Genomic DNA, 21,353 nt, shown 5'->3' with positions numbered 1-21,353 from the left:
ATTGATGACGAGATGTTGCTGATAGCCGGACGACGCCGGCACGCCGTTCATTCCGGCAGTGTCTGGTGACGCGTTTCGACGGCGAACGGCAGGATCAGGATGCCGAGGCCGAACACGGCCGCGGTCCACGCGACCGGCACGCCGAGCGAGCCGTAGCCGTGAATCGCGGCGCCGAGCACGAAGTTCACGCCCGCGCCGATGAAGCGGCCGACCGATGCGTTGAACGCGAATGCGGTCGCCCGTACGCGGGTCGGATACTGCTCCGGAAGCCACAACGAGAAGATCGCGAAATTGCCGCCGAAGAAGCCGAGGAACGCGAGCGAAACCATGAATGCGCCGAGCCCGTTCGGCTGATAGAACGCCCAGCCGAACGCGAACACGATCGCCGCGGCCATGCCCGCGAAATACACGCCGAGCGCGGCGCGCCGGCCGACCCGTTCCGCAAGCCACGGCGCGACGAGGCAGCCGACGATCGTCGTGCACGACAGGATCGCCGCGCCGACGGACGCGAGCCGCATCGCGCCGATATGGTCGATGCCGGCGCGCGCCGCGAGCGTGCTGACCGCGCTCGCCTCGTAGACCGAACCGGCCCACAGCCCGACGATCGCGACGCCGACCAGGCTCGCGCTCGTCAACGTGCGGCGCAGGAGCGCCGGCGCGAAGATTTCGCGCAGCGGGTGCACGCGCTTCGCGTGCATCGCGTCGCCGTCGCGCACGTCGTGCCGGCGCCACTGCCCCGGCTCCTTCACGCGCATCACGGTGAAGACCGCGAGCAGCGCCGGCGCGAGCCCGCACAGGAACATCGCGCGCCAGCCGTAGGTCGCGCCGATCGTGTAGTTCAGGCAGGCCGCGATGAAGAAACCGAAGTAATAGCCCGTCTGCAGGTAGCCGGCGCCCATCTTGCGGCGATCCTCCGGCCAGCTCTCGGCGACGTAGGTGCCCGCGAGCGCCCATTCGCCGCCGACGCCGATCCCGGCGATCAGCCGGCACGCGGCCAGCACCCAGACGTCGTGCACGAACGCGGCGGCACCGGTGAACACCGAATAGATCAGGATGCTCGCGGCGAGCGTGCGCACGCGGCCGAAGCGGTCGGCGAGCGGCCCCCAGATGAACGACAGCCCCCAGCCGATCAGGAACAGCGCGAACAGGATCGAGCCGTACATCCCGAGATTCGCGGGCGTCGCCGCGATGCCGGACGCCGGCAGCAGTTCGGTCAGCGCGGGAATCAGCACGAGCGCGTAGATCACCGAGTCCACGCCGTCGAGCACCCAGCCCGCGTACACGGCCCAGAAACCCTTGACCTGCTCGCGCGTGAGCGGCGTGCGCCGCGGCTTCGCGCCGGCCGCCGGCGCGTCGATCGCCTTGAACATCTTCGTCTCCTTGCCGGCCGAGCCGGCTCCGGTGCCGCGTCCGGTCCGGGATGGCCGGCCTGCGGACTCTTTTGTGAGACGAGTATAGAAATGTCAGCGATCGTCGAAAAATATGATATTCATCTTGCTCGATCGGATTGGCTTATGGTTTGAATCGGGAGGCGGCGGCAATGGACCTGAGGCAATTGCGCTATTTCGTGAAGGTCGTCGAATGCGGCAACGTCACGCATGCGAGCGAAGCGCTGCACGTCGCGCAACCGGCGGTCAGCCAGCAGATGCGCAATCTCGAGCAGGATCTCGGGATGCAGCTGCTCGAGCGCAGCGTGCGCGGCGTCGCGCCGACGGCCGCGGGCCGTACGCTGTACCGGCACGCGCTCGAACTGCTGCGCCAGGCCGACGGCACGCGCGAGCTGCTGCGCCGCGACGCCGATACGCCGCAGGGCCGCGTGACGGTCGGGATGCCGTCGAGCACCGCGCGCGTGCTGGCGATCCCGCTCGCGCGCGCCGTGCGCGATCGCTATCCGGGGATCATGCTGGAATTGATCGAGGCGCCGAGCGCCGATCTCGACACGCTGCTCGAACGCGCGCGGCTCGACCTCGCGATCGTCGTCGATGCGGTCGACACGCGCGGCATCGCGATTCACCGGCTGCTGACCGAAACGCTGTACCTGATCACGTGGCCCGACTTTCCGGTGCCGGACGATCCCGTTCCGCTCGACGCGATCGCGCGGCTGCCGCTCGTGCTGCCGAGCGCGCCGAACACGATCCGCAACCGCGTCGACTGGGCGATGCGCGAAGCCGGGCTGTCGTACCAGATCGGCTTCGAGGCGAGTTCGACCGGGCTCCTGTTCGCGGCCGTGATGGCGCAGCTCGGCGTGACGATCCTGCCGTGGACGGCCGCGCACGTCGAGATCGAGGAACGCAAGCTCAAGCTGTCGACGGTCGCGCACCGGCTGTTCGTGCGCGACCTGTCGCTGTGCTGGCACGACACGGCGCTCGTCAGCAATGCGGTGCAGAAGGTGAAGGCGGAAATCGTCGCGCTGTTCGACACGCTCGGACGCCGGCCGGAGTGGGCGGCAGGAAATGCCGGGCACGCGTGACGCGCGACGCACGTCGTGCATCGCCCGTGCCTTGCGCAACGCCGCCGCACGCGCTAAGCTCCTTTCATCCTGGGTACCGCTGACACCTGCTCTTCTCCTCGCCGCTCGGTATAAGCGTCGGGGGAAGGAGCCCGTTCGTGTCCCCGTTCCAGTCCGCCTGGCTTTTGCTGGGCATCAGCGTTGTCGCCGAAGTACTCGGCTCCGTCGGCCTGAAATGCTCCGCCGGCCTGTCCCGCCCGCTACCGTCCGCCATCACGATCGTCTGCTATGCGAGTGCCGTCTGGCTGATGGCGCTCGCGACGAAGCGCGTCGAAATGGGGCTCGCCTATGCGAGCTGGGCCGCCGCCAGCACGGCGGCCACCGCCGTCATCGGCATCGTCTGCTTCGATGAATCGGTATCGTCGCTGAAGCTCGTCGGCATCGCGTTGACCGTCTGCGCCCTCGTCGCGCTCAATCTCGGCGACGCCGCCGCCGGCTGACGGCATGCGCGGCGCTCGTCGCCGCAACGCGGCGGCAGGCGGCAGATGACGGGTGCGCGAGCGCACCGTGCGGCATGGTGCGCCGAACATTGACAACGCCCTCCGCCGCCCCTTAATGTGGGTCGCATCGTAACCATCACCGGTTCAGCTTAAGAGGTTGTCGGCCCGCTCGTGCTCGACACCTCTGCCTTCCTGGAAGGTCTGCTGCTTGGCGCCGGCCTGTTCACGTCGGTCGGCCCCAAGGACGCCTTCGTCATCAAACGCTCGATTTCGAGCCCCCATCTGCTCTCCATTGCGATCGTCTGCGCGGGCAGCGACGCGCTGCTGATCGTGCTCGGCGCGCACGGCTTGTCGTCGTTGCTGCTGCATCATCCGGCCATCGTGTCCGCCGCGCTGTGGGCCGGCATCGCGTATCTCGCCGGTTACGGCCTGCTCTCGCTGCGCTCCGCGATCCGGCGACGGCAGCCCGGCCACGTGGATGCCGATGGCGCCGGATACGGCGCGACGCGCTCGCGCACGTTGCTCGCGGCCGCGGCCGTCTCGCTGCTCAATCCGTATGCGTGGATCGACACCGTGCTGCTGATCGGCACGGTGATCGCGAACCATGCGCCAGCCGCGCGCATGCCGTTCGCGCTCGGCGCGATGACGGCATCGCTCGTATGGTTCCTGATGCTCGCGTATGGTGCACGCGCCTGCCGCGCGTGGTTCGCCCGCGTGCTGGCGTGGCGCATGCTCGACCTGTTCGTCGCGGTGACGATGCTCGGCTTTGCCGTGCGCTTCGCGATCGATGCGCGTTGAACGCGACAGCACCGATCGGGGGCTCGATCGCGTGCATGACGTCCTGCGCGTACGTGACCGACACACCCTCGCGACATCACGCGGCATCGTTCGACGTCGCCCGAATCGGGCCGCTCATCATCGGAGTCCCGACGAACATTGCATCGCACACAACGTGCAGCGAACCCATCGAATACGAGCACCGCCCCCCTGCACAGCCGAGAATAAGATGGACTTCCGACGCGAAGCGCGTATGATGAATTCGTCCGAGACTGCGTCATTTCACCGACCCCTCGCCCCGCCATCTGCACCCCCGCTGCGTCGCGTCTTCATCCGCACGCATTGTTGCCCCTTTCGCCCCACCCGTCGCACCGCGCTTCGGTGATACCGGTCGGTTGCGTTCGTCCACGCGATTCGTCGCGATCGAACCCAGGAGTCCATCATGAGCATGCATCTGTATCGCGGCTTCGAGATTTATCCGCTGATTTATCCGCACGTTTCATCGCAGCACGGCAACCCGCACAACTACGAAAACGGGTTCGACGCAGCCGTGAAGATCTGTCTGCGCGGCACCGCCGACACGCTGACACGCAGCGAGACGTTCCGGTTGCTCGACAACGCGCCGTTCATCTCGGCAGGCGATGCACGCCGGGCGTCCCTTCGCTATGCGGAGGAAATCATCGACGGCAAGCAACCGCTCTTCGCCAACACGCACTGACGCTGCCTGTTTCGACCGCTCCCCCGACATTTAATCCGGAGCACGAAATGATTATTGATGAACTCATCGACCTGGTCAGACGACGCGAAGTCACCTGGGCCGACGGCGTACCCTCCGACGGCCTCGACGGGTCGGCACAGCGTCACCAACCCGAGTTGCAGATGTTCGCTGCGGTACGTGCGCTGTCGATCGGTGCCGGCTACTCGGAATTCGAATCCGACGAGATAGCGAGCGCCGTCATGACGCGGCTCGGCTAACCTCTTTCCTCAAGCAGTTTCAGAATAGGATCTACATGACCACCATCATCCTCAAGCCCAACGAACCTGTCGATGTCGCGCTGAGGCGCTTCCGTCGAGACATCGAGAAGACGGGCCTGATCCGGGAATTACGCAGTCGCACCGGCTATGAAAAACCCACGACCGAGCGCAAGCGAAAGAAAGCCAGTGCCGTCGCAAGACAACGCCTGCGAGCCAAACGGCTGCTGCCGCCTCGCAAGCTGTACTAGGAGAACGTCGTGTACCAGCCGCCCGTCGAAGACCCTGCATTTTTTCCGTTGACGAAATGCGAAGTCGATTTCGATCGACAGAACGATGCGTTCAGGCTGATTGCCGCGATCGAGAAAGCACTCGGCATCGCGCAGTGAGCGTCTCCTTCGGCTGCAACCGGCTCCTCCCCTCTCCGATCATTCTTCTGCTGCCAAGGATCGCGTAACACGCGCTTCCCGGAGGAGCGTTCGCGGAGCGACCGCTCCTCCGGACGAAATCTGTCCGCGATCTCCACACGCGAATTTGAATCGCATCGGTCGCCGAATGCCCGGCCGGTCGATTCAAACCGTCATCCGGACGCTCGCCCATCCCCTCCGAAATCAGCAAATGTTGTCGACACCCGACAGCAGGCGCCACACCGCCGTCATCCGGTCGTTTCTCGCCCGCCGATCGGCGCGGCGCGTATCCGTGTCGTCGCCGATCAACAGTGCGTCGCATTTGTTATGGGTGGCGGTCGGATATTTTCTAGATCGCAAGGTTTTGTGTCGAGAAGATACATGTCGCCAGGCTGGCAACGGCGTGCCGACGCGCCGCGTCGCCATCCTGGAAAGGCGCGGTTCATCGGAACGCGGGCCGGACAATAGAAATATGGATTGGAGGATGACATGAACGGTAGTCACACGGGCCTGGCAACAGGCCTGAAGCAACGCCACGTCACGATGCTGTCGATCGCCGGCGTGATCGGCGCGGGCCTGTTCGTCGGCTCCGGGCACGCCATCGCGGCGGCCGGACCGGCGGCGCTGATCGCCTACGCGCTGACGGGCGCGCTCGTCGTCCTCGTGATGCGCATGCTCGGCGAAATGGCCGTCGCGCATCCCGACAGCGGTTCGTTCTCCACCTATGCCGATCGCGCGATCGGCCACTGGGCCGGCTTCACGATCGGCTGGCTGTACTGGTGGTTCTGGGTGCTCGTGATCCCGATCGAGGCGACGGCCGCGGCCACCATCCTCAACGCGTGGTTCCCGGGCATCGCGACCTGGGTCTTCGCACTCGGCGTCACGCTGCTGCTGACGGTGACCAACCTCTTCTCGGTCAAGAACTACGGCGAATTCGAGTTCTGGTTCGCGCTGATCAAGGTCGTCGCGATCGCCGTGTTCATCGCGATCGGCGGCGCGGCCGTGTTCGGGCTGCTGCCGGGCGGCCACGCATCGGGCTTCTCGAACCTGGTCAGCCACGGCGGCTTCATGCCGAACGGGATCGGCGCGGTGTTCGCGGGCATGCTGATGACGATGTTCTCGTTCGTCGGCACCGAGATCGTGACGATTGCCGCGGCCGAATCCGAGAACCCGGAACGCCAGATCGTGCGCGCGACGAATTCGGTCATCTGGCGCATCTCGCTGTTCTATCTCGGCTCGATCCTGTTCGTCACCGCGATCGTGCCGTGGAACGATCCGCTGCTGCCGGTGCACGGCTCCTACCAGCGCGTGATGGAGTTGATCGGCGTGCCGCATGCGAAGGCGATCATCGACGTGATCGTGCTCGTGTCGGTCGCGAGCTGCCTGAATTCGGCGCTGTACACCGCGTCGCGGATGATGTTCTCGCTGGCCAAGCGCAAGGACGCACCGGCGTTCCTGCAGCGCACCGATTCGACCGGCACGCCGCGCGCGGCCGTGCTCGCATCGACCGCGTTCGCGTTCCTGACCGTGATCGCGAACTACGTGGTGCCGGAGCAGGTGTTCAACGTGCTGATCGCAACGTCGGGCGCGATCGCGCTGCTCGTGTATCTGGTGATCGCGGTGTCGCAACTGCGGATGCGCCGCATGCTCGACGTGACCGGTGCGGCGCTGACGCTGCGGATGTGGCTGTTCCCGTGGCTCACGTGGGCGGTCATCCTGTTCATCTGCGGGACGCTCGTCACGATGCTGTTCCTCAACGGCCACCGGATGGAAGTTGCCGCGACCGGCGTGCTCGCCGTGTTCGTGCTGATCGCCGCGCGGCTGAACCAGCGTAGCCGCGACGCGCAATCGAGCCTCGGCCGTCGCGGCGTATCGTCGGCCTGAAGACTGGCCCGAGCGTGAATGCAGGCACGGGAAACCGCTGCCTGCCCGTCGGTCGAGTGCGCGTCGCGCACTTCGCCGACGCCCTTGGCGCAACGATGATTTTTGCGGCCCGGCCCGGACGACGACGTCCGGGCCGCGTCGTTCCCGGGGTGCGCGGAACCCCGAGTCGAAGTCCGCGGCCCGTGTCGGCCGGCCATCTGCGATTCATCTGGAATCGCGCTGGCGCCTTGTTCCGCTTCTGCGTCAGCAGTTACCCGATCAGTGCATCGTCATGACTCACCCCTCGCCCGTCGCAAGCCCCCCGGAATCCGACAAACCGACGCGTATCCGGTTCGGCTTCATCCTGTTGCCGAATTTCACGCTGACGGCGTTCTCCGGCATGATCGACGTGCTGCGGCTCGCGGCCGACGAAGGCGACAACAGCCGGCCGGTCCGCTTGTCATGGACGATTCTGGGAGACATGACCTCCCCCGTTCGCGCAAGTTGCGGCATCCAGATCCCCGCGTGGGAATCGTTGAGTTCGAACCAGGCGTTCGACTACGTGGTCGTCGTCGGCGGGCTGCTGCATGCCCGCTCGGAACTCGACGCGGCCACGCTGGAATTCATTCGCGCTGCCGCGTCGGCGGGCTCGATGCTGGTCGGCATCTGCACCGGCGCGTTCGCGCTTGCGCGCGCGGGCGTGATGGCCGGGCATCGCATCTGCATCAGCTGGTTTCACTACTGGGACTTCATCGAGCGGTTTCCGTCCGTCGATGCGAACCTCGTCGTGTCCGACCGCCTCTATGTGCTGGACGGGCGGCGCGTGACCTGCTCCGGCGGGCGTGCATCGATCGACGTCGCCGCCGCGATCCTGGTCCGGCACATCGAGCCGTCGATCGTCTACAAGGCGCTTCGCATCCTGCTGGTCGACGGACGCGAGACGGTCAGCGCGCCGCAACCGCATCCGCCCGGTGTCGCGCCCAACGCGCATCCGAAGGTGAAGCGCGCGATCCTGCTGATGGAGCAACACATCAGCCACTCGATTACGATCGACGAGCTGGCGCGCAGGCTCGATCTTTCGGCGCGGCAGCTCGAACGCCTGTTCAGGGAAGCGACCGGCAGCGGGCCGGCCGCCTGCTATCGGGCGATCCGGATTCGTACGGCCGCATGGATGCTGATGCATCTGGACAAGAACATTTCCGAGATCGCGGCGGGCTGCGGCTTTGCCGATGCGTCGCATCTGGGGCGCGAGTTTCGGCGGGCATACGGGATGTCGCCGAGCGCGTATCGCGAGCGTCAGGCACCCGGCGCCTTGAGCGAGATACCGGATCCGGCGCAGCGCGCCACCTCACTGGGCGAGCTGTTCCCGAATCGCAACGAGTTTTATTGAGCCGGTGTCGCCGGCTTGCCGTCCCGGTTGAAACCCCGGTTCACGGGTACGGGAAAGCGGTGAAATCGTCGCATCGTTTGATGCGTGCACGGCCCGTGCTGCCCTTGCCGCATGCACGGGCCGGGACGAGAGACGCCGCGGATCGCGAGGGTATCCGGACCGCGGCGTTATGCGTCGGTTGAACCTGCGCGGCCGCTCAGGCGAACACGAAGTACTTGCGCACCGTCTCCACCACTTCCCACGTCCCCTTCATGCCGGGTTCGATCACGAACACGTCGCCGGCCTTCAAATGCACCGCCTCCTCGCCTTCCGGCGTGATGATGCAGTAGCCGTCGAGGAAGTGGCAGTACTCCCACTTCTCGTAGTTCACCTCGAACTTGCCCGGCGTGCAGATCCACGTGCCCATGATCTTGCTGCCGTCCTTCGAGAGGTACGCGTTGAGGTTCACGGTGTGCGGATCGCCGCCGATGCGCTTCCACTTGGTCGCGTCAAGGACCGGGGTCGGGCAGGTTTCGCGCAGGACGGTGATGAAATCGGACATGTCGGCTCCAGACAAACGATCGGGTAAGAGGTCTGTCACGTTAGTTCGAAAGCCACATCGGGGCTTGTATGCTTCCGACACCGACTCGTCTAATTTCGACACTGGCGGCCTGGCGGGCGCGGGGCAGGCGCGTTGCGTTCGACGTTGACCGGATTCGCGTGAGTGCCCCTGGCGCTATCTCTGGTTCTGGTTCAGCCCCTCGTGACAGCCCCGCCCCGTTCGCGGAATCGCCGGGGAATGGGGCCGCCATCGAGGAACGCGCAGTGCGTTTGCGCATGGCCAAAACGCCTCGCTTGCAACACGGCCGCCAAACCCTGTAGAATTACGCGTTCTGCGGGCGTCGTATAATGGCCATTACCTCAGCTTCCCAAGCCCCAGCGCGTTAATCAAAACCACTAATCACGCGCGTTCTAACGTCATAATTTCTCCCGGCTCCACTAAGAACCGCTGTTCATGCGGGATTCACTGCGATGCCAGTTTTCACGCCAGCGCCAATCGCAAGAAGCTGACGATATAGATGTCCATCAAAGCAGCACCGCAATCAATATCCCCCCTAGAGCGCATCGATCATTGATCCTGTCGCACAGAATATCAACCAGTGCCGCATCTCTCGGAAGCAATACTCATCACGAATTACCCTAGGCACCGAAGGTATCCTCCCATGCTAGGCCCGTGCCAATAAGGTGCAGCCGCTGCCAAAAATCCGCTATGGCATCCGCTCGAGAACTGAGATCAAAGATCTCGAAACCATCAAAAACATTTCCCTTAGAATCAGAAGGATATCGAAATCTTTGATCGTGCGTCCTATGAAATGATTCAATCGTTTCAGGAAACATGTCGTCTGCCAAAAACACCTGCTCCGAAAATGGAAACGAAAATTGATATTTTCCGGATGGATACAGAATCTTGTACTGATCAAAAAGCGAAGCAAGTCGATGCGTATTTCTAGGAATACCCCCAGTTCTCAAGCCAATCGCCCCTTTTAGAAAAAGCTCAAGGGCATGCCTGCAAAGGTGAAGAATTACCCTCACATTTGCATGATTTTGATCGAACTTATCATCGACCATCGATTCCACCAAAACTTTAGCAGCACTCGCATAGGCCGAACCCAGCCATAACATTTGGCTTGCTTCGGATTTTCCGGGGAGATCTGGTTCTATTTTTACACTCATAACAGTCTGATACGTTGATTATTTTTGAGCCGACGTAGTCACCTCGGCATTCCGATGGTATGGGGAAAAAGAAAAGTATTGACGTTAGATCTCCCCCCCATTCTTCATCGTCGTCTGGCGAAAAATAGCTTGTAAACAACGGAACACTAAGCGCACAGTAGCCGTTAAGGCAATGCTGCGTAGGAAATAAGCGTTGACGTCGCTCCGGCGCGACGGGTACCGCATCATGTCTGTGATTGTCAAACACAACGGCTGTCACGACTACTCCGAATCGCTTACTATTGGGCTAACGAGGCTTCTGTGAGCGCGCGACTAGACGCAATCAACTGATGGCTCCGTAACAGCAAGTAGGAGGAAAGGCATGGCGTCATCCGCAACAATCGTGGAGCTCTGTCAGGTTGAAAACGATGACGGTCTGCATGAATTCGGGGGTGGGCACGGAAACAAGGGCAACGACTTCGCCCGATTCTGGCTCATAAGCGAGTTGATAACGCTGACCGAAGTCGGCACAAACGACTACCTCTTTATTCTAGAGTATGTTCAAGACGTCGCTCGCATAGACGACCCGGCGGCACCTGCGGCGATCACACTATACCAACTCAAGAAGAAGGAAGGCAGCGTTTGGGACCTCAACTCGTTAGCTGGTCTCACCGAAAAGGGAAAGCAGGTCAAACCCGCGTCGCCACTCGCGAAGATTGTGAAATCCGTACTCGGCTTTAAGATGCTGTCGGCGAGCGCCGAGTTCGTCTCCAACGCACGATTTAACGTCAAACTTGCTGCGGGCGGGACTGCTCTTCAGATGGACTATCTTTCCTTGGCAGACCTGCAGGTTGAAAGGCAGTCTAATTTTCGTGACAGTGCAGCAACAGCCCATTCGGTACCAGCAGCGGCCATTCCTCTTCAGAAAATTGGCCTTCGGTATGCACCTATCGAAGTCAACGACATGCGAGTACATGTCATCGGGGTTGCTCACGGATTCCTCAAGAAGCTCAGTATCGCACATGCGGCACAGGCTGACTCGTTCGTGGACGCCTTATTCGCAAAACTAGCGACCGCCTCACGCAACACGTCCAAATGCCAGACGTGGGAAGAACTGGTCAGTAAGCGCGGTTACAGCAAGAAGCAGTTCAACGACGCACTCGCCGCGCTACAACTGCTGCCTGATCAGCAAGGTCGACGTGAAACTCTGCTCAAGGAGCTTGCATCAGCTCTCGAGTGGCACACACGTGATCGGATGAGGATAGAAGTCGCCCTCACCGAACTCGCTCGATTGAAAGTCACCGGTGGCGAACTATCCATCGCCAACGTCGACTGGGCTGCACTACGCGCCGTGAGCGCAACAGCAGAAGCTGAATCCTGGTCGACCGTAAAAGAATTCGAGGCCGCCGAAAGTTGCCTCAAGGGATTTCTTCCAGACGAAACCGTCGCGCGAATACGCGCATTAGCTATTTACGGGATGGTCCAAGCATGGACAAGCCAAACGTTCGCCTAATTCTTCGAGCCATACGAAAAAAGACCAATGCAAAGCTTGCGATTCAACAAAATAAGCATCTGCTCGGAGAACGAGCAGAAAGCATACAGCGAGACGTTCCATCCGCGGAAAACGTTACTGCTGGGCGGAAACTCGACGGGGAAATCGACAATTATCAAATCCCTCTTCCGGGCATTTGACGCAGAACCTACTGGGGATCTAAGAAACTGGGACTACTCGGCGATCGTTGCCGTTGATTTTTCCGTCAACGACATAGCCTTCACGACAATTCGCCGTGGCGATCTAAAGGCGCTCTTTCGCGGCCAGCAGCTACTGGGAGTCACTACAAGCAGCGCTCGCTGGAATGAGATTTTTTCGGAAGCCGTTGGCTTTCACTTGCAGCTGATGGACAGGGAAGAGAATTTGCGAGCAGCAACGCCGTCGATGTTCTTCCTACCATTTTATATAAATCAAGACGGCTCGTTCTTCGGCAACTGGGATACTTTCAAGAGCCTGAAACAGTTCGACTCAAGCGCCATTCCCCACACGCTCGAATATTTCGCTCAAGTAAGGCCTTTTCAGTACTTTGAACTCAAAGGACGCGAGCGCACGGCAAAAAGCAAGCTGACGGAGCTGGATGTGGAAGCAAGCACATTACAGCGAACTCGGCTTCGGCTTCGCCGGTCGCTAAAGGCATCACATGTAAAGTTGTCGACTGCGGGGTTTGAAAGAGAAGTCCACGAACTCGCGAAACTCGCTACTGAATTGGGTACCAAGCAGGATAAGGTTCGCAGTGAACTTGTCGAGGGACAAGAACTATCCAGACAAATTACGGACCAAATTCGATTGGCGGAGGCCGCGCTGCGCGAGCATGAAGCTGACTTTAAAAGCGTATCGTCGGCAACAGCGGAGCAAGGCACGTTTCGGTGTCCGACATGTCATGCAGAACACGATGCATCGTTTCATACTTTCTTGGAACTAGCGGAGGATGCGCGCGAACTTTACCGACTGAAAGAGCGCCTACGGCAGAATCTGGATTCTGTCAGTGCGCGCATGTCGAGGTCGAGACGAGAAGCTGCTTCCCTACGTACGCAGTACGTCGAGGTGTCGAATATCTTGGCGGTCAAACGTGGTCGCCGAACTTTTGAGGACGTGGTGAAGAGCCACGGGGCTGAGGCGGCGGAGTCGGCACTCGATGCGGAGATAGCAAGCATCCAGAAGGCTGCTACCGCTACCGCAGAGACTATCCGAGGGCTCAAGATTGAGCTTGATCACCTTATGAAGAACCATGATACCGGTGAACCTCTCAGGATCTTCAGAGAAACATTCAAAGAACTTCTCGTAGTCGCCGACGTACCCGAATTTAGCAACGTAGGCACTTGGAAACTCAACAAGCGACCAACCGACTCAGGTAGCCCTGGCCCTCGGTCGGTGGTAGCGTATTACGGTGCACTTTGGACGGTGATGAAGAGCGCGGAGTCGTTCTTGCCTAGTCCAATTGTCATCGACTCGCCGAACCAAAATGCCCAGGACCGGAAGCATCTTGAGCGCGTGATGGGGCTATTGGCGAGCAAAACGCCAGCAAACGCACAAGTCATCCTATGCGCAGAAGACCCCAGCGACTCGTTCAATCCTGACAAGGTGATCCAACTCGAACGAGAGCGTGCGTTGCTCGAGTCAGATCAGATGGACGAAGTCTCTGCCCGCGTTCTTCCTTTAATCGAGCGCGCTACCACGGAACTTGGTCGAGCAGGTTAACACCTGAAACGATGGCACCTCAGCAAGCGGCGCGCATCAACGCCGGGGAGCTAGAAAAATGAAAGGCTCCCGCAGGAGCCTTTCATTGAACGATGCGCCCAACCAAACGTCACTTCTTGCCCATCGGCTCGTGCTTGTCCTTGATCATCTGATAGTAGGTACTCGCGCCGGCTTTCGTCAGCTTCACCTCGGCGATGAACTTCTCGACGATATCTTTCCGAGCCACGTCTTTGACGGTTCGCATCCGCTTGTAGATTTCGGTCGCCAGTTCCATCTTCGTCGGCGCAGCCGGTGCCGTCATCGCTGCGGTATCGTTTCCCGTCGAACTGGCTGCCGAGATCACCGGCTTTTGGTCCGTACTAACCGGCTTGCTCGCTTTCTCGTCCTTGCTCGTTGCACCCTGCTTCTGATCGACCATGATCGTACTCCATTCGTTGAAAGTGCGGCCAGGGTCCATCGGATCGCCCTTAACGGCAACGGCGACCGTGCAATCACGACGGTCATGACGGTCACCACCGCGGAATCCATCGAGGAACAGTGACAGTTTTCACGTCACCCTCACCCGCTTCTCCCATATCCCCTTGATCTACCGGGGATTTCCGAATCAGATCATCAGCTTTCTAGGATTCTTCCGTAGGGCCGTCCCGGAGTTTCGATCCGACAAGTGAGCCGCTTTCAATCTCCGCACCAACCGTGTATGCACACCGGCTCTAAAATCGAACGAGCCCGCACCAGGAGATGTTGTTTTCTTGCTATGCCTGCACATATCTCGCCCGATGGCCACGGACAAAGCGAGCATCGGCCAGCGAATGCAGGTACTATTTTTTGTAATTGAAGTTACTACCGGGGACACGAATGAGACCGCAAGATGCATGGAAAAATTTCAACCTAGGGGATGAACTCAGTATCGCGGGAACGTTCATATACAACGGGCTTCGACGCTTTCACGAAATGCGCTCGCTAGATCACACAGATGAAATATTCGAATTCTTCTATAATTTATCGGTAGGTCTCGAGCGATTACTAAAAATAGTAGTAGTTCTGCTTGAGCACAATGATAAAACAGATCAAGAGGCATTGGAAAAATCCCTCATAACCCACAATCATGTCGACCTCCTTAATCGAATAAAATCACACACCAAACTCAACTTTGGCGACCCTCATATCGCAATTCTCTCGCTGTTAAGCAAATTTTACATTTCTCACAGATACGATAGATTCTCCCTAAATTCCATATTTTCAATGGACAAGGAAAGAGAAAGCTTATACGCTTTTCTCAACAAGTTCCTGAATGTTGAAATCGAACAGGACTCCATGGGACTCTTTGCGACCAAAAACGAGGATCGCTATCGTCAGTTTATTCGCAGAACAGTTATAAAGATCTCCAATTCTCTATACGAGATTATCAGAGATCGAGCTCATGACCTGAATATCTATACCTACGAGGTACGCTACGGCTCAAGGGCGTTTACCGTCTTCCTCGGGGAGGCTGACGTACCCACAGAAGAAGTTTTATGGAAAGAACTTTTGATATTTTTCATGAACTCCAATGCCGATACAGGTCTATTCAATTTCCTGAAAGATATTCAGCCTCTCGAGTTCGATCCAGCGGAAGCTCAAGAATATCTGCAGTGCTTTGAATCTGATTCCGCCAAATCTTATGTAGTTGATACCTTGGAGCACCTCTACGGGGAATTGGACAAAGACGAAAGAAAAGAACGATTAGAAAAAATGTCTGTGCTCGGAGATCCGAGCGTGTACTTTCCCGAGGATGATGAAGAGGATACCGATTACTGATCGTTGGGTGCTATCACCAGGGGGCCGCGCCGATGATCGGGAAGTCATACGGCTCGGTCGACAACTTCGATGCTGAACTTGCAGAATCGCGAGGCAACAGCGGCAGCTTTCACCCCACCCGCCTCCGCACCCTCCTATCCCCTTGATTTACTACATATTTCCTAGCCAGATCATCAGCTTTCTAAGATTCAATCACGGGGCCAACTCATGGCTAGCCCCGTCGTTCGAGCAGATCAGTCGCCGCTTTATCAACACAAGAAAAACACTTATCTACAAATCACTGATCATCGCGGCAATTGATCTTCATAACGATCAATCGTCGGATGGACTGAGCGGAATGATGCCCTCATCCCTATCAAACGGACTCGGCTCGATTGGTTGAAACTTTGGCATCCTCCGCGTCTTGAGCAGTTCCTGACGACGCTGATGAGAGGTGAGCTCTTCCCACTTCTTCACCGGCTTCCTATCGACCTTCGCAAACTTCATCCGCTTCGTTTTTTCGGGTGTCTCGGTCACAACCATCATGCTGCCGCCCTCAAGCAGGTTTTGCTGGACCCGCACCTCCATCATCCCTTTCATGAAGGTCGCCCGATACATGTCCATCAACTCAATAGATTCATGATTAAGTGTGTACTTGTAAATCTTCTTCGGCCCCTCGTACTTGCTCCTCTTCGCAGTATCGAGACCGATCAGCTTTAGGAGTCCCTTGAGTTGAAGCATTGGCTTTTCCCGCAAGTCGTCGCGAACACGAACCTGAAGCTCCAGCCCAATCTGTTGAACATGCAGTTCCACAGCATCGACGAATGCACCGAGCGTCTTCATCTCGAACTCGGCGAACTTATCCAGCTTACCATTCTCGTCCACCACACCCGCAGCACGAAGCAGCGTCTTCAGCAGTTTGCACTTCCGGCCGTAATCGTCGCGCTCCGTTACCGACACACTCTGCTCATCCAGGGCGAACCGGTTCCGCTGGTACTTGTTGGCGAAAAATATCGAATAGAACCGCACGCAATTGCGAAAACGCCCGCGGTTGTCCAGCCGAGCCAGATCAACCGTCACCTCTTTCACACCATAGAACTTCTCGATCTGATGACGGGCGATCTGCGCCTTCTCGTCGATGGTCACCGTCTGCTTGTCGCACAGTTCGACGTAGTGCTGGTGGGAAATTCTGGGCGCGGACGCAATCAACACATACTCGTCTTCTACAACCTGTTTCTTCACTCCGAAGTATTCCTTGTTCAGCGCCCTCTCATCTTCTGCTTTGTGCAAAGCATCCCGAATCTCCCAGCCCTCACGCTTCTTCAATCCAACGAAGTGATCGCGGACATTGTTGAGCGACGCGTGACGCATGGACTTTACCTGAGCATAGACCTCAATCAATTTGTCATCCTCATAGTATTGAGGACGTCCTTCCCAATCGTACCCCTTCAGCACCTCCGGCAGTTCTCCCCTCGACAAAATGCTCCGACGAACTGCATCAACCTCGTACTCCAGATACAGGTGCGCCCAAGAAATCCAGACATGCTGATCCCGCATATTACGCACCCGTGCAAGTTGCTGGTCCATTTCGAAATGCGTGGTTACTGCTGCATCGAAAAATCCGAACACGTGGGTAAACTGGGGCAGGTGATCGGGGATGTTGATGTCCACGCCCGTCCCGACAGACGGCGAAACAATCAGCACATCGTAGTCAGCCGATGTTTCCTTGATCGTCGTGATGAACCTACGCCCTTCCTCAGTAGTCGAGTTGTCCGACGTAATGATCCGAATCCTGACACGGTCTCCGTACCGCTTCAACACGAGTTTCCTGATCGTTTTCGCCCTGTCCTTCGAATTGCATGCGATGAACTGCTTTCCACCGGCACCGACAACGGAAATCGCATAGTCGAGCAGCTGCGTCGCGTTATGGTAGAGATGCACAACATGCCTCGGCTGCATCGGGTCCTGGTTCTTCCGGAACCGATTGACGTAGCAACGCACAGGACCCACATCGTCACGAAGGAGTGCCGTAACATTGAAGGTCAGCCAACCGAGGTCGGCATCACACAGGACAACTTGTTTCGCGCGGCGGATATAGAGGTGCAACAGGTTGAAACAATACTTCCGCTTGTTCCCGGCGAGGGTGTCCGACAACACATGTGAATACACCTGCTCGGTTTCATCAATCACCACCACGTCGTACTTGTGTCGAACAGGATTGAGATAGCGTGATAGGCTATCGAGACACACCACGCAGTACTTCAACACTTCATCGCGGTCCTCGTAGCTCTCCAGCTTCTTCAGATAACAGTGCATCTTGAGACGGGCAGCCAGAGATTCCGCCAAAACCTGACGGTGTACGATCAATAGGACGGACCTTCCCTCCGCCTTCCACTGTTCTACCGCCCGTTCCAGCAGAAAGGTCTTCCCAGTTCCCTTTGGACTCCGAACACAGTTGACACCGTCCACGAACGGCGGAAATCCAGCCTCGCCGAGAAGCCGCGCATCCCGAACGAACACAGACTTCTCATCGATCACATCCCGGTATTCGACCGGGGCGTCTTCATCGAGCCATTCGGACGGATGCTGCTGCTCGTCGTAATCAATCTCGATCAACCCATCTTCGAACGAATAAAAATCATACTCTTGGAGGTGCGAGCGCTGGTTCCACTTCGGCCAGAAGGTTTGCGCACAGGCACTGCAATACACCCCATTCTGTCCGACTCTCGACGTCACGACGAACGCGCTTGCGTGCTGGTCAAGGTGACGAGGACAAAAGACGCGCGTTCCCGACTTCAACTCATCAAGCAGATAGATTCCGTCGTCCTCCGTCCTCACCATCTCGTTCCGGTCAAGGACGACCGATGACCTGCTATTTGCCAAGTCATTGTCAGAGAGCGCCCGCCCGTCGTTGTGAATCACGTTCTCGCCCAGTTCGATCACATACTCGACCTGCTCCATCGGAAGCACGCGGTCTACGCGATGGACCTCGCAACCTTCTGAACCATAGAACAACCGACTCGCATCCGTGCACGACCGGTCGCCCGCGAACATGCGAATGATGCCGGTGTACGCGAGATTCATCCGCTTCACCGTCTCGATGGGCCGCTCCATCAGGAACACAATCCGGAAACGGGGAGCATCCGCACGGTGACTCGGCGTCGTGTAGATGAACCATCCGAACTTCTGGAAGAATGGGTGCGCGAGCACGTCCCCAATCGTCAGCCCGGAGTCGATATCGACCGCCAGGACCTGCATGCACTGGAAATTCTTCGACTTCCTGGGCCCTTTCAACCACGCGCAGAAGGCGAACCCCGACGTCACTTCATCAATGAAATCGTCGGGGGCAAGCTCGCAATTCACGAATTTATAGGTCGCGTGCGACCAACCCATGTCATCACCGGGAACGATCTTGTTCCTGACGTGCCGATTGATCGCGACCTTCAGCGTCGCAACGCTGGATACGGGGATGGGGGAGCCGGGATTTTGCGCATCGCTCGTTGCGACGGCACTTTGCTGCGGGAATGCGGGAAGAACATCTTTCTGAACCATGACAAATCTCCATAAAAAATGAAAGATTTGGCTAATGGTTCCGGGCTTCAGGGAGGAAGCGCAGACACAAGATAGAACCACCGACCAGCAACACCGCTCGATCTGAAAATCGTTCGGTCTAACTGGTCCGAGTGCACTATCTTTCCCAACTGCCCGGTTTCTCACTGGGCCAGGTTCTTGAGAGAACCTAGAGCAACGTACGGTTTTAGTCTTTCCCGTTGCTGGATGGGTAATGGATCCCGCGTCCGTATCGTGTTTGTTTGCACGACCGGTACGCGTTCTGTCCGCCGCTTGCTCACTCCTCGAGCCAAGGCGGCAGGCTACAGGATCGGGCCCCCGATTGTCAAATCATTGATCTGGAGCGGAGCGCCCGATCAGACAAGTGCGCGGATGTTCAACGAATGTAGATAAGTGTTTTCTCTGTGTTGTTAAAGCGGCGACTTATCTGCGACGACCGGGAATCGACGTCATCAACGACGATAGTTCCGCTCAATCCCTTCATCTACCTTTCTTCTCGTTCGCTCGGCGCGACCAGTGCGCGGGGTGTTCATTGAATATGGATAAGTCATTCTCTGTGTTGATAAAGGGGCGTCTTATCTGCGACGACCGATGATCGATGCACTCGGCGTCGGTCGTCGGCTGCCATCCCCACTCTCCACGGACAATTTATTCGGTGGCATGGGCGAAAGCTGTTGTCATGCCCCGTCTCTGACCGGATGGTGTTGCTCATCAATTACATTCCGTAAGGAGTAACACTATGACGCTCATCCGTCGAAACAACAGCAAGAACTGGTACTACCAGTTCCAGATTCAGGGCAAGAAGTTCTTCGGCTCAACCGGGACGCCGAACAAGACGAAGGCCGCTCAGGTCGAACGCGAGATGCGCAACCGAGCTCACGCTGAACAGTATCTCGGCGATGCGCAGCCCATCTCGCTCAAGGATGCGCTGGAACAATATGTCGAAGCACGGAGCGAAACGTCCTATCACCGGAACATGTGCTCGATCGTCCGGAAGACGCTCGGCTACAAGCTCCATCCTCGGACGAAGGCCAAGCTCCCCTGCTACGGCATGTCGCCCGATACGCTGCTGCATGAACTGAAGACGCGCGATTTCGATCTTCTCGTCGCGAAGCGCAAGGCCGAAGGCGACAAGCCGGCGACGATCAAGCATGAAATCGGATTGCTGCGCGCGACCATCAACGAGATGGCAAAGCTCGGATTCAAAGTCAATCGAGATATCGTTTTTCCCGAGCTTCGGACTTCGTATAGGCTTCGATATCTGGATTCTAACGACGAGTCGGCGTTATTGCGCGAACTCGATCCGGAACGGCTTAGAGCGCGTATAAACGCGTCTAAACCGCTAACACCCGAAATGACGCGGAATATGCAGGACAACTACGACATCACGGTTTTCCTGCTCGATATGGGGTGTCGCTACTCGGAGGTCGCGAATATTCCGTGGTCGGCGATCAACATCGACGCCAGCACGATCAGCCTCTATCGGAGCAAGGTTCGGAACGAGGATGTGCTGCACATGACCTCTCGCCTCGAAACGATCCTGCGTCGCCGATGGGAAGAACGCCGAACGGGGCAGCGCTATGTGTTCGAAGATCGCACCGGCAACGAACGTGGCTATAGCACGAAGTCGATCAAGAAGGCGATTGAGCGCGCTGGCCTCAACGATCCCGTTCTCGTCAAGGAGCGCGGTGGGCGCGTCACCTTGCACACGCTCCGACATACGTTCGCAAGCAAACTCGTCAAAGCGGGCGTCAGTCTCTATGAGGTGTCGGTGCTGCTCGGCCACAGCGACCCGAAGATGACACAGCGCTACGCCCACCTAAGCCCGAATGACGCGAGTCGAAAGGCGGTCAAGGTCATCGATTCGCTGCTGCAACCCGCATGAAACGTGGGTTTTCCCGGCCTTGACGTCTCTGAATTTAGGACACTTTGAGAATTTATTATAGGCGTACATAACCGGGATTCCCTGTATCGGGAATCCCGGAGAATCCTGCCTCCATCAGGCTGGCGCGGCCTGCAAGACTTCATCTAGTCGTCGGACATGATGGTACCCATCCGCTGGATCTACATGCCATAACTCGTAATTCCGAAGCCTCTTGTTTTCGATTTCAGCGCGCACCGAGACTTCGATGCAAAACTTGCCATCGTCACGCTTGCCCATGCGGCCCATCAGTACGGCTTTGCCGTCCTTCGACTTCGCGATGAGATAGCCGTCCACGACGGTAACAAATACCCACTGTCTGTCGAGCGAGTCGATTGACATTACGCCCATTTGCTCCGGCACTTTCGAACAGAGCGCGCCTCGAAGCCATCGTTCGAACACCATGTCATGCCTCACTCGTAACCCGTGATAGCGCCCACTCAATTTTTTTGTCAGAACCATCATCAATACTTCGGCGGCAGCTTTTTGTAGAGAAAACAAGAAATGACGAGCGCAACCAGGATGATCAGAAGCAGAACCCAGTCCCCACTGGGCATTGGTAAATCTAGCTCACTAATGGTGGTACATATAGCTATGCTGAATATAACGGTCCATATGCCGAGCTTAATCAACGCCTCCGCAATATCCCCCATCGGATCACCAAGTACCACACCCGATGGATTGGGAATATCTCTTGTGCAGTAAGGACAAACGGTCGCCGATTCATCGACCGGCATGAAACAGTGAGGACAGTCGCAACTTATGTTTTCTTTCATATGCAACCTT

General features: G+C 58.2%; 19 protein-coding genes. 13 read left to right on the top strand and 6 right to left on the bottom strand.

Annotated features, from left to right (window positions below):
• Positions 1–47: 47 nt before the first annotated feature.
• Positions 48–1,370, bottom strand: coding sequence for an MFS transporter (locus tag DCN14_RS18970; RefSeq protein ID WP_096503533.1), 1,323 nt, complete (start codon positions 1,368–1,370; stop codon positions 48–50).
• 170 nt (positions 1,371–1,540) lie between these two features.
• On the opposite strand from DCN14_RS18970, the gene DCN14_RS18965 reads away from it, so the two are divergent.
• From DCN14_RS18965 to DCN14_RS18930, 9 genes are all read left to right on the top strand, one after another.
• Positions 1,541–2,470: a LysR substrate-binding domain-containing protein gene (locus tag DCN14_RS18965; RefSeq protein ID WP_096503531.1), complete on the top strand. Its 930-nt coding sequence runs from the start codon at positions 1,541–1,543 to the stop codon at positions 2,468–2,470.
• Between the two features lie 137 nt (positions 2,471–2,607).
• Positions 2,608–2,949, top strand: coding sequence for an SMR family transporter (locus DCN14_RS18960; RefSeq protein WP_096503529.1), 342 nt, complete (start codon positions 2,608–2,610; stop codon positions 2,947–2,949).
• A 171-nt stretch (positions 2,950–3,120) separates the two neighbouring features.
• Complete coding sequence (locus DCN14_RS18955) at positions 3,121–3,747, top strand: LysE family transporter (RefSeq protein WP_096503527.1); 627 nt, start codon at positions 3,121–3,123, stop codon at positions 3,745–3,747.
• Between the two features lie 421 nt (positions 3,748–4,168).
• Positions 4,169–4,444: a hypothetical protein gene (locus tag DCN14_RS18950; RefSeq protein ID WP_096503525.1), complete on the top strand. Its 276-nt coding sequence runs from the start codon at positions 4,169–4,171 to the stop codon at positions 4,442–4,444.
• 47 nt (positions 4,445–4,491) lie between these two features.
• Complete coding sequence (locus DCN14_RS18945; RefSeq protein WP_096503523.1) at positions 4,492–4,701, top strand: hypothetical protein; 210 nt, start codon at positions 4,492–4,494, stop codon at positions 4,699–4,701.
• Between the two features lie 35 nt (positions 4,702–4,736).
• On the top strand, positions 4,737–4,949 hold the full coding sequence (gene rpsU / locus DCN14_RS18940) for a 30S ribosomal protein S21 (protein WP_096503521.1): 213 nt from the start codon (positions 4,737–4,739) through the stop codon (positions 4,947–4,949).
• A gap of 9 nt (positions 4,950–4,958) precedes the next feature.
• Positions 4,959–5,087 (top strand): hypothetical protein, encoded by a 129-nt coding sequence (locus DCN14_RS39030; protein ID WP_275896827.1) that lies wholly within the window; start codon positions 4,959–4,961, stop codon positions 5,085–5,087.
• Between the two features lie 507 nt (positions 5,088–5,594).
• Positions 5,595–6,989 (top strand): GABA permease, encoded by a 1,395-nt coding sequence (gabP, locus tag DCN14_RS18935; RefSeq protein WP_096503519.1) that lies wholly within the window; start codon positions 5,595–5,597, stop codon positions 6,987–6,989.
• Between the two features lie 271 nt (positions 6,990–7,260).
• Positions 7,261–8,358 (top strand): GlxA family transcriptional regulator, encoded by a 1,098-nt coding sequence (locus tag DCN14_RS18930; protein ID WP_239007976.1) that lies wholly within the window; start codon positions 7,261–7,263, stop codon positions 8,356–8,358.
• 196 nt (positions 8,359–8,554) lie between these two features.
• Here DCN14_RS18930 and DCN14_RS18925 read toward each other — a convergent pair whose 3' ends face one another.
• The gene (locus DCN14_RS18925; RefSeq protein WP_006752094.1) at positions 8,555–8,899 is read right to left on the bottom strand and encodes a cupin domain-containing protein; all 345 of its coding nucleotides are present in this window, start codon (positions 8,897–8,899) and stop codon (positions 8,555–8,557) included.
• Between the two features lie 638 nt (positions 8,900–9,537).
• Positions 9,538–10,071 (bottom strand): hypothetical protein, encoded by a 534-nt coding sequence (locus tag DCN14_RS38045; protein WP_143331666.1) that lies wholly within the window; start codon positions 10,069–10,071, stop codon positions 9,538–9,540.
• A gap of 361 nt (positions 10,072–10,432) precedes the next feature.
• Between DCN14_RS38045 and DCN14_RS18920 the strand changes: the two genes are divergently transcribed.
• Together DCN14_RS18920 and DCN14_RS18915 are read left to right on the top strand one after the other, a co-directional pair.
• Entirely contained in the window at positions 10,433–11,563 is a 1,131-nt protein-coding gene (locus tag DCN14_RS18920) for a DUF4297 domain-containing protein (RefSeq protein ID WP_096503517.1), read from the top strand.
• 27 nt (positions 11,564–11,590) lie between these two features.
• On the top strand, positions 11,591–13,300 hold the full coding sequence (locus DCN14_RS18915) for a hypothetical protein (RefSeq protein ID WP_096503515.1): 1,710 nt from the start codon (positions 11,591–11,593) through the stop codon (positions 13,298–13,300).
• Positions 13,301–13,409: 109 nt separating this feature from the next.
• Here the strand turns inward: DCN14_RS18915 and DCN14_RS18910 are convergent, their stop codons facing one another.
• Positions 13,410–13,718, bottom strand: coding sequence for a hypothetical protein (locus DCN14_RS18910; protein WP_096503513.1), 309 nt, complete (start codon positions 13,716–13,718; stop codon positions 13,410–13,412).
• Positions 13,719–14,155: 437 nt separating this feature from the next.
• Here DCN14_RS18910 and DCN14_RS38040 point away from each other — a divergent pair, with 437 nt between their 5' ends.
• A complete protein-coding gene (locus tag DCN14_RS38040) occupies positions 14,156–15,097 on the top strand; it encodes a hypothetical protein (protein WP_143331665.1) in 942 nt (313 codons plus the stop codon).
• 312 nt (positions 15,098–15,409) lie between these two features.
• On the opposite strand, the gene DCN14_RS18900 is transcribed toward DCN14_RS38040, so the two are convergent.
• Positions 15,410–18,628, bottom strand: coding sequence for a plasmid replication protein, CyRepA1 family (locus tag DCN14_RS18900; protein WP_096503509.1), 3,219 nt, complete (start codon positions 18,626–18,628; stop codon positions 15,410–15,412).
• A gap of 757 nt (positions 18,629–19,385) precedes the next feature.
• On the opposite strand from DCN14_RS18900, the gene DCN14_RS18895 reads away from it, so the two are divergent.
• Positions 19,386–20,531 (top strand): site-specific integrase, encoded by a 1,146-nt coding sequence (locus DCN14_RS18895; RefSeq protein WP_096503507.1) that lies wholly within the window; start codon positions 19,386–19,388, stop codon positions 20,529–20,531.
• Between the two features lie 114 nt (positions 20,532–20,645).
• On the opposite strand, the gene DCN14_RS18890 is transcribed toward DCN14_RS18895, so the two are convergent.
• Positions 20,646–21,068: a hypothetical protein gene (locus DCN14_RS18890; protein ID WP_240327400.1), complete on the bottom strand. Its 423-nt coding sequence runs from the start codon at positions 21,066–21,068 to the stop codon at positions 20,646–20,648.
• Positions 21,069–21,353: the final 285 nt, after the last annotated feature.

It is taken from the genome of Burkholderia sp. IDO3 (assembly GCF_003366075.1).
In the GTDB taxonomy this organism is placed as follows: domain Bacteria; phylum Pseudomonadota; class Gammaproteobacteria; order Burkholderiales; family Burkholderiaceae; genus Burkholderia; species Burkholderia anthina.
The sequence above is the reverse complement of the archived record's forward strand: the minus strand, read 5'-3'. Positions and strand labels throughout refer to the sequence as shown.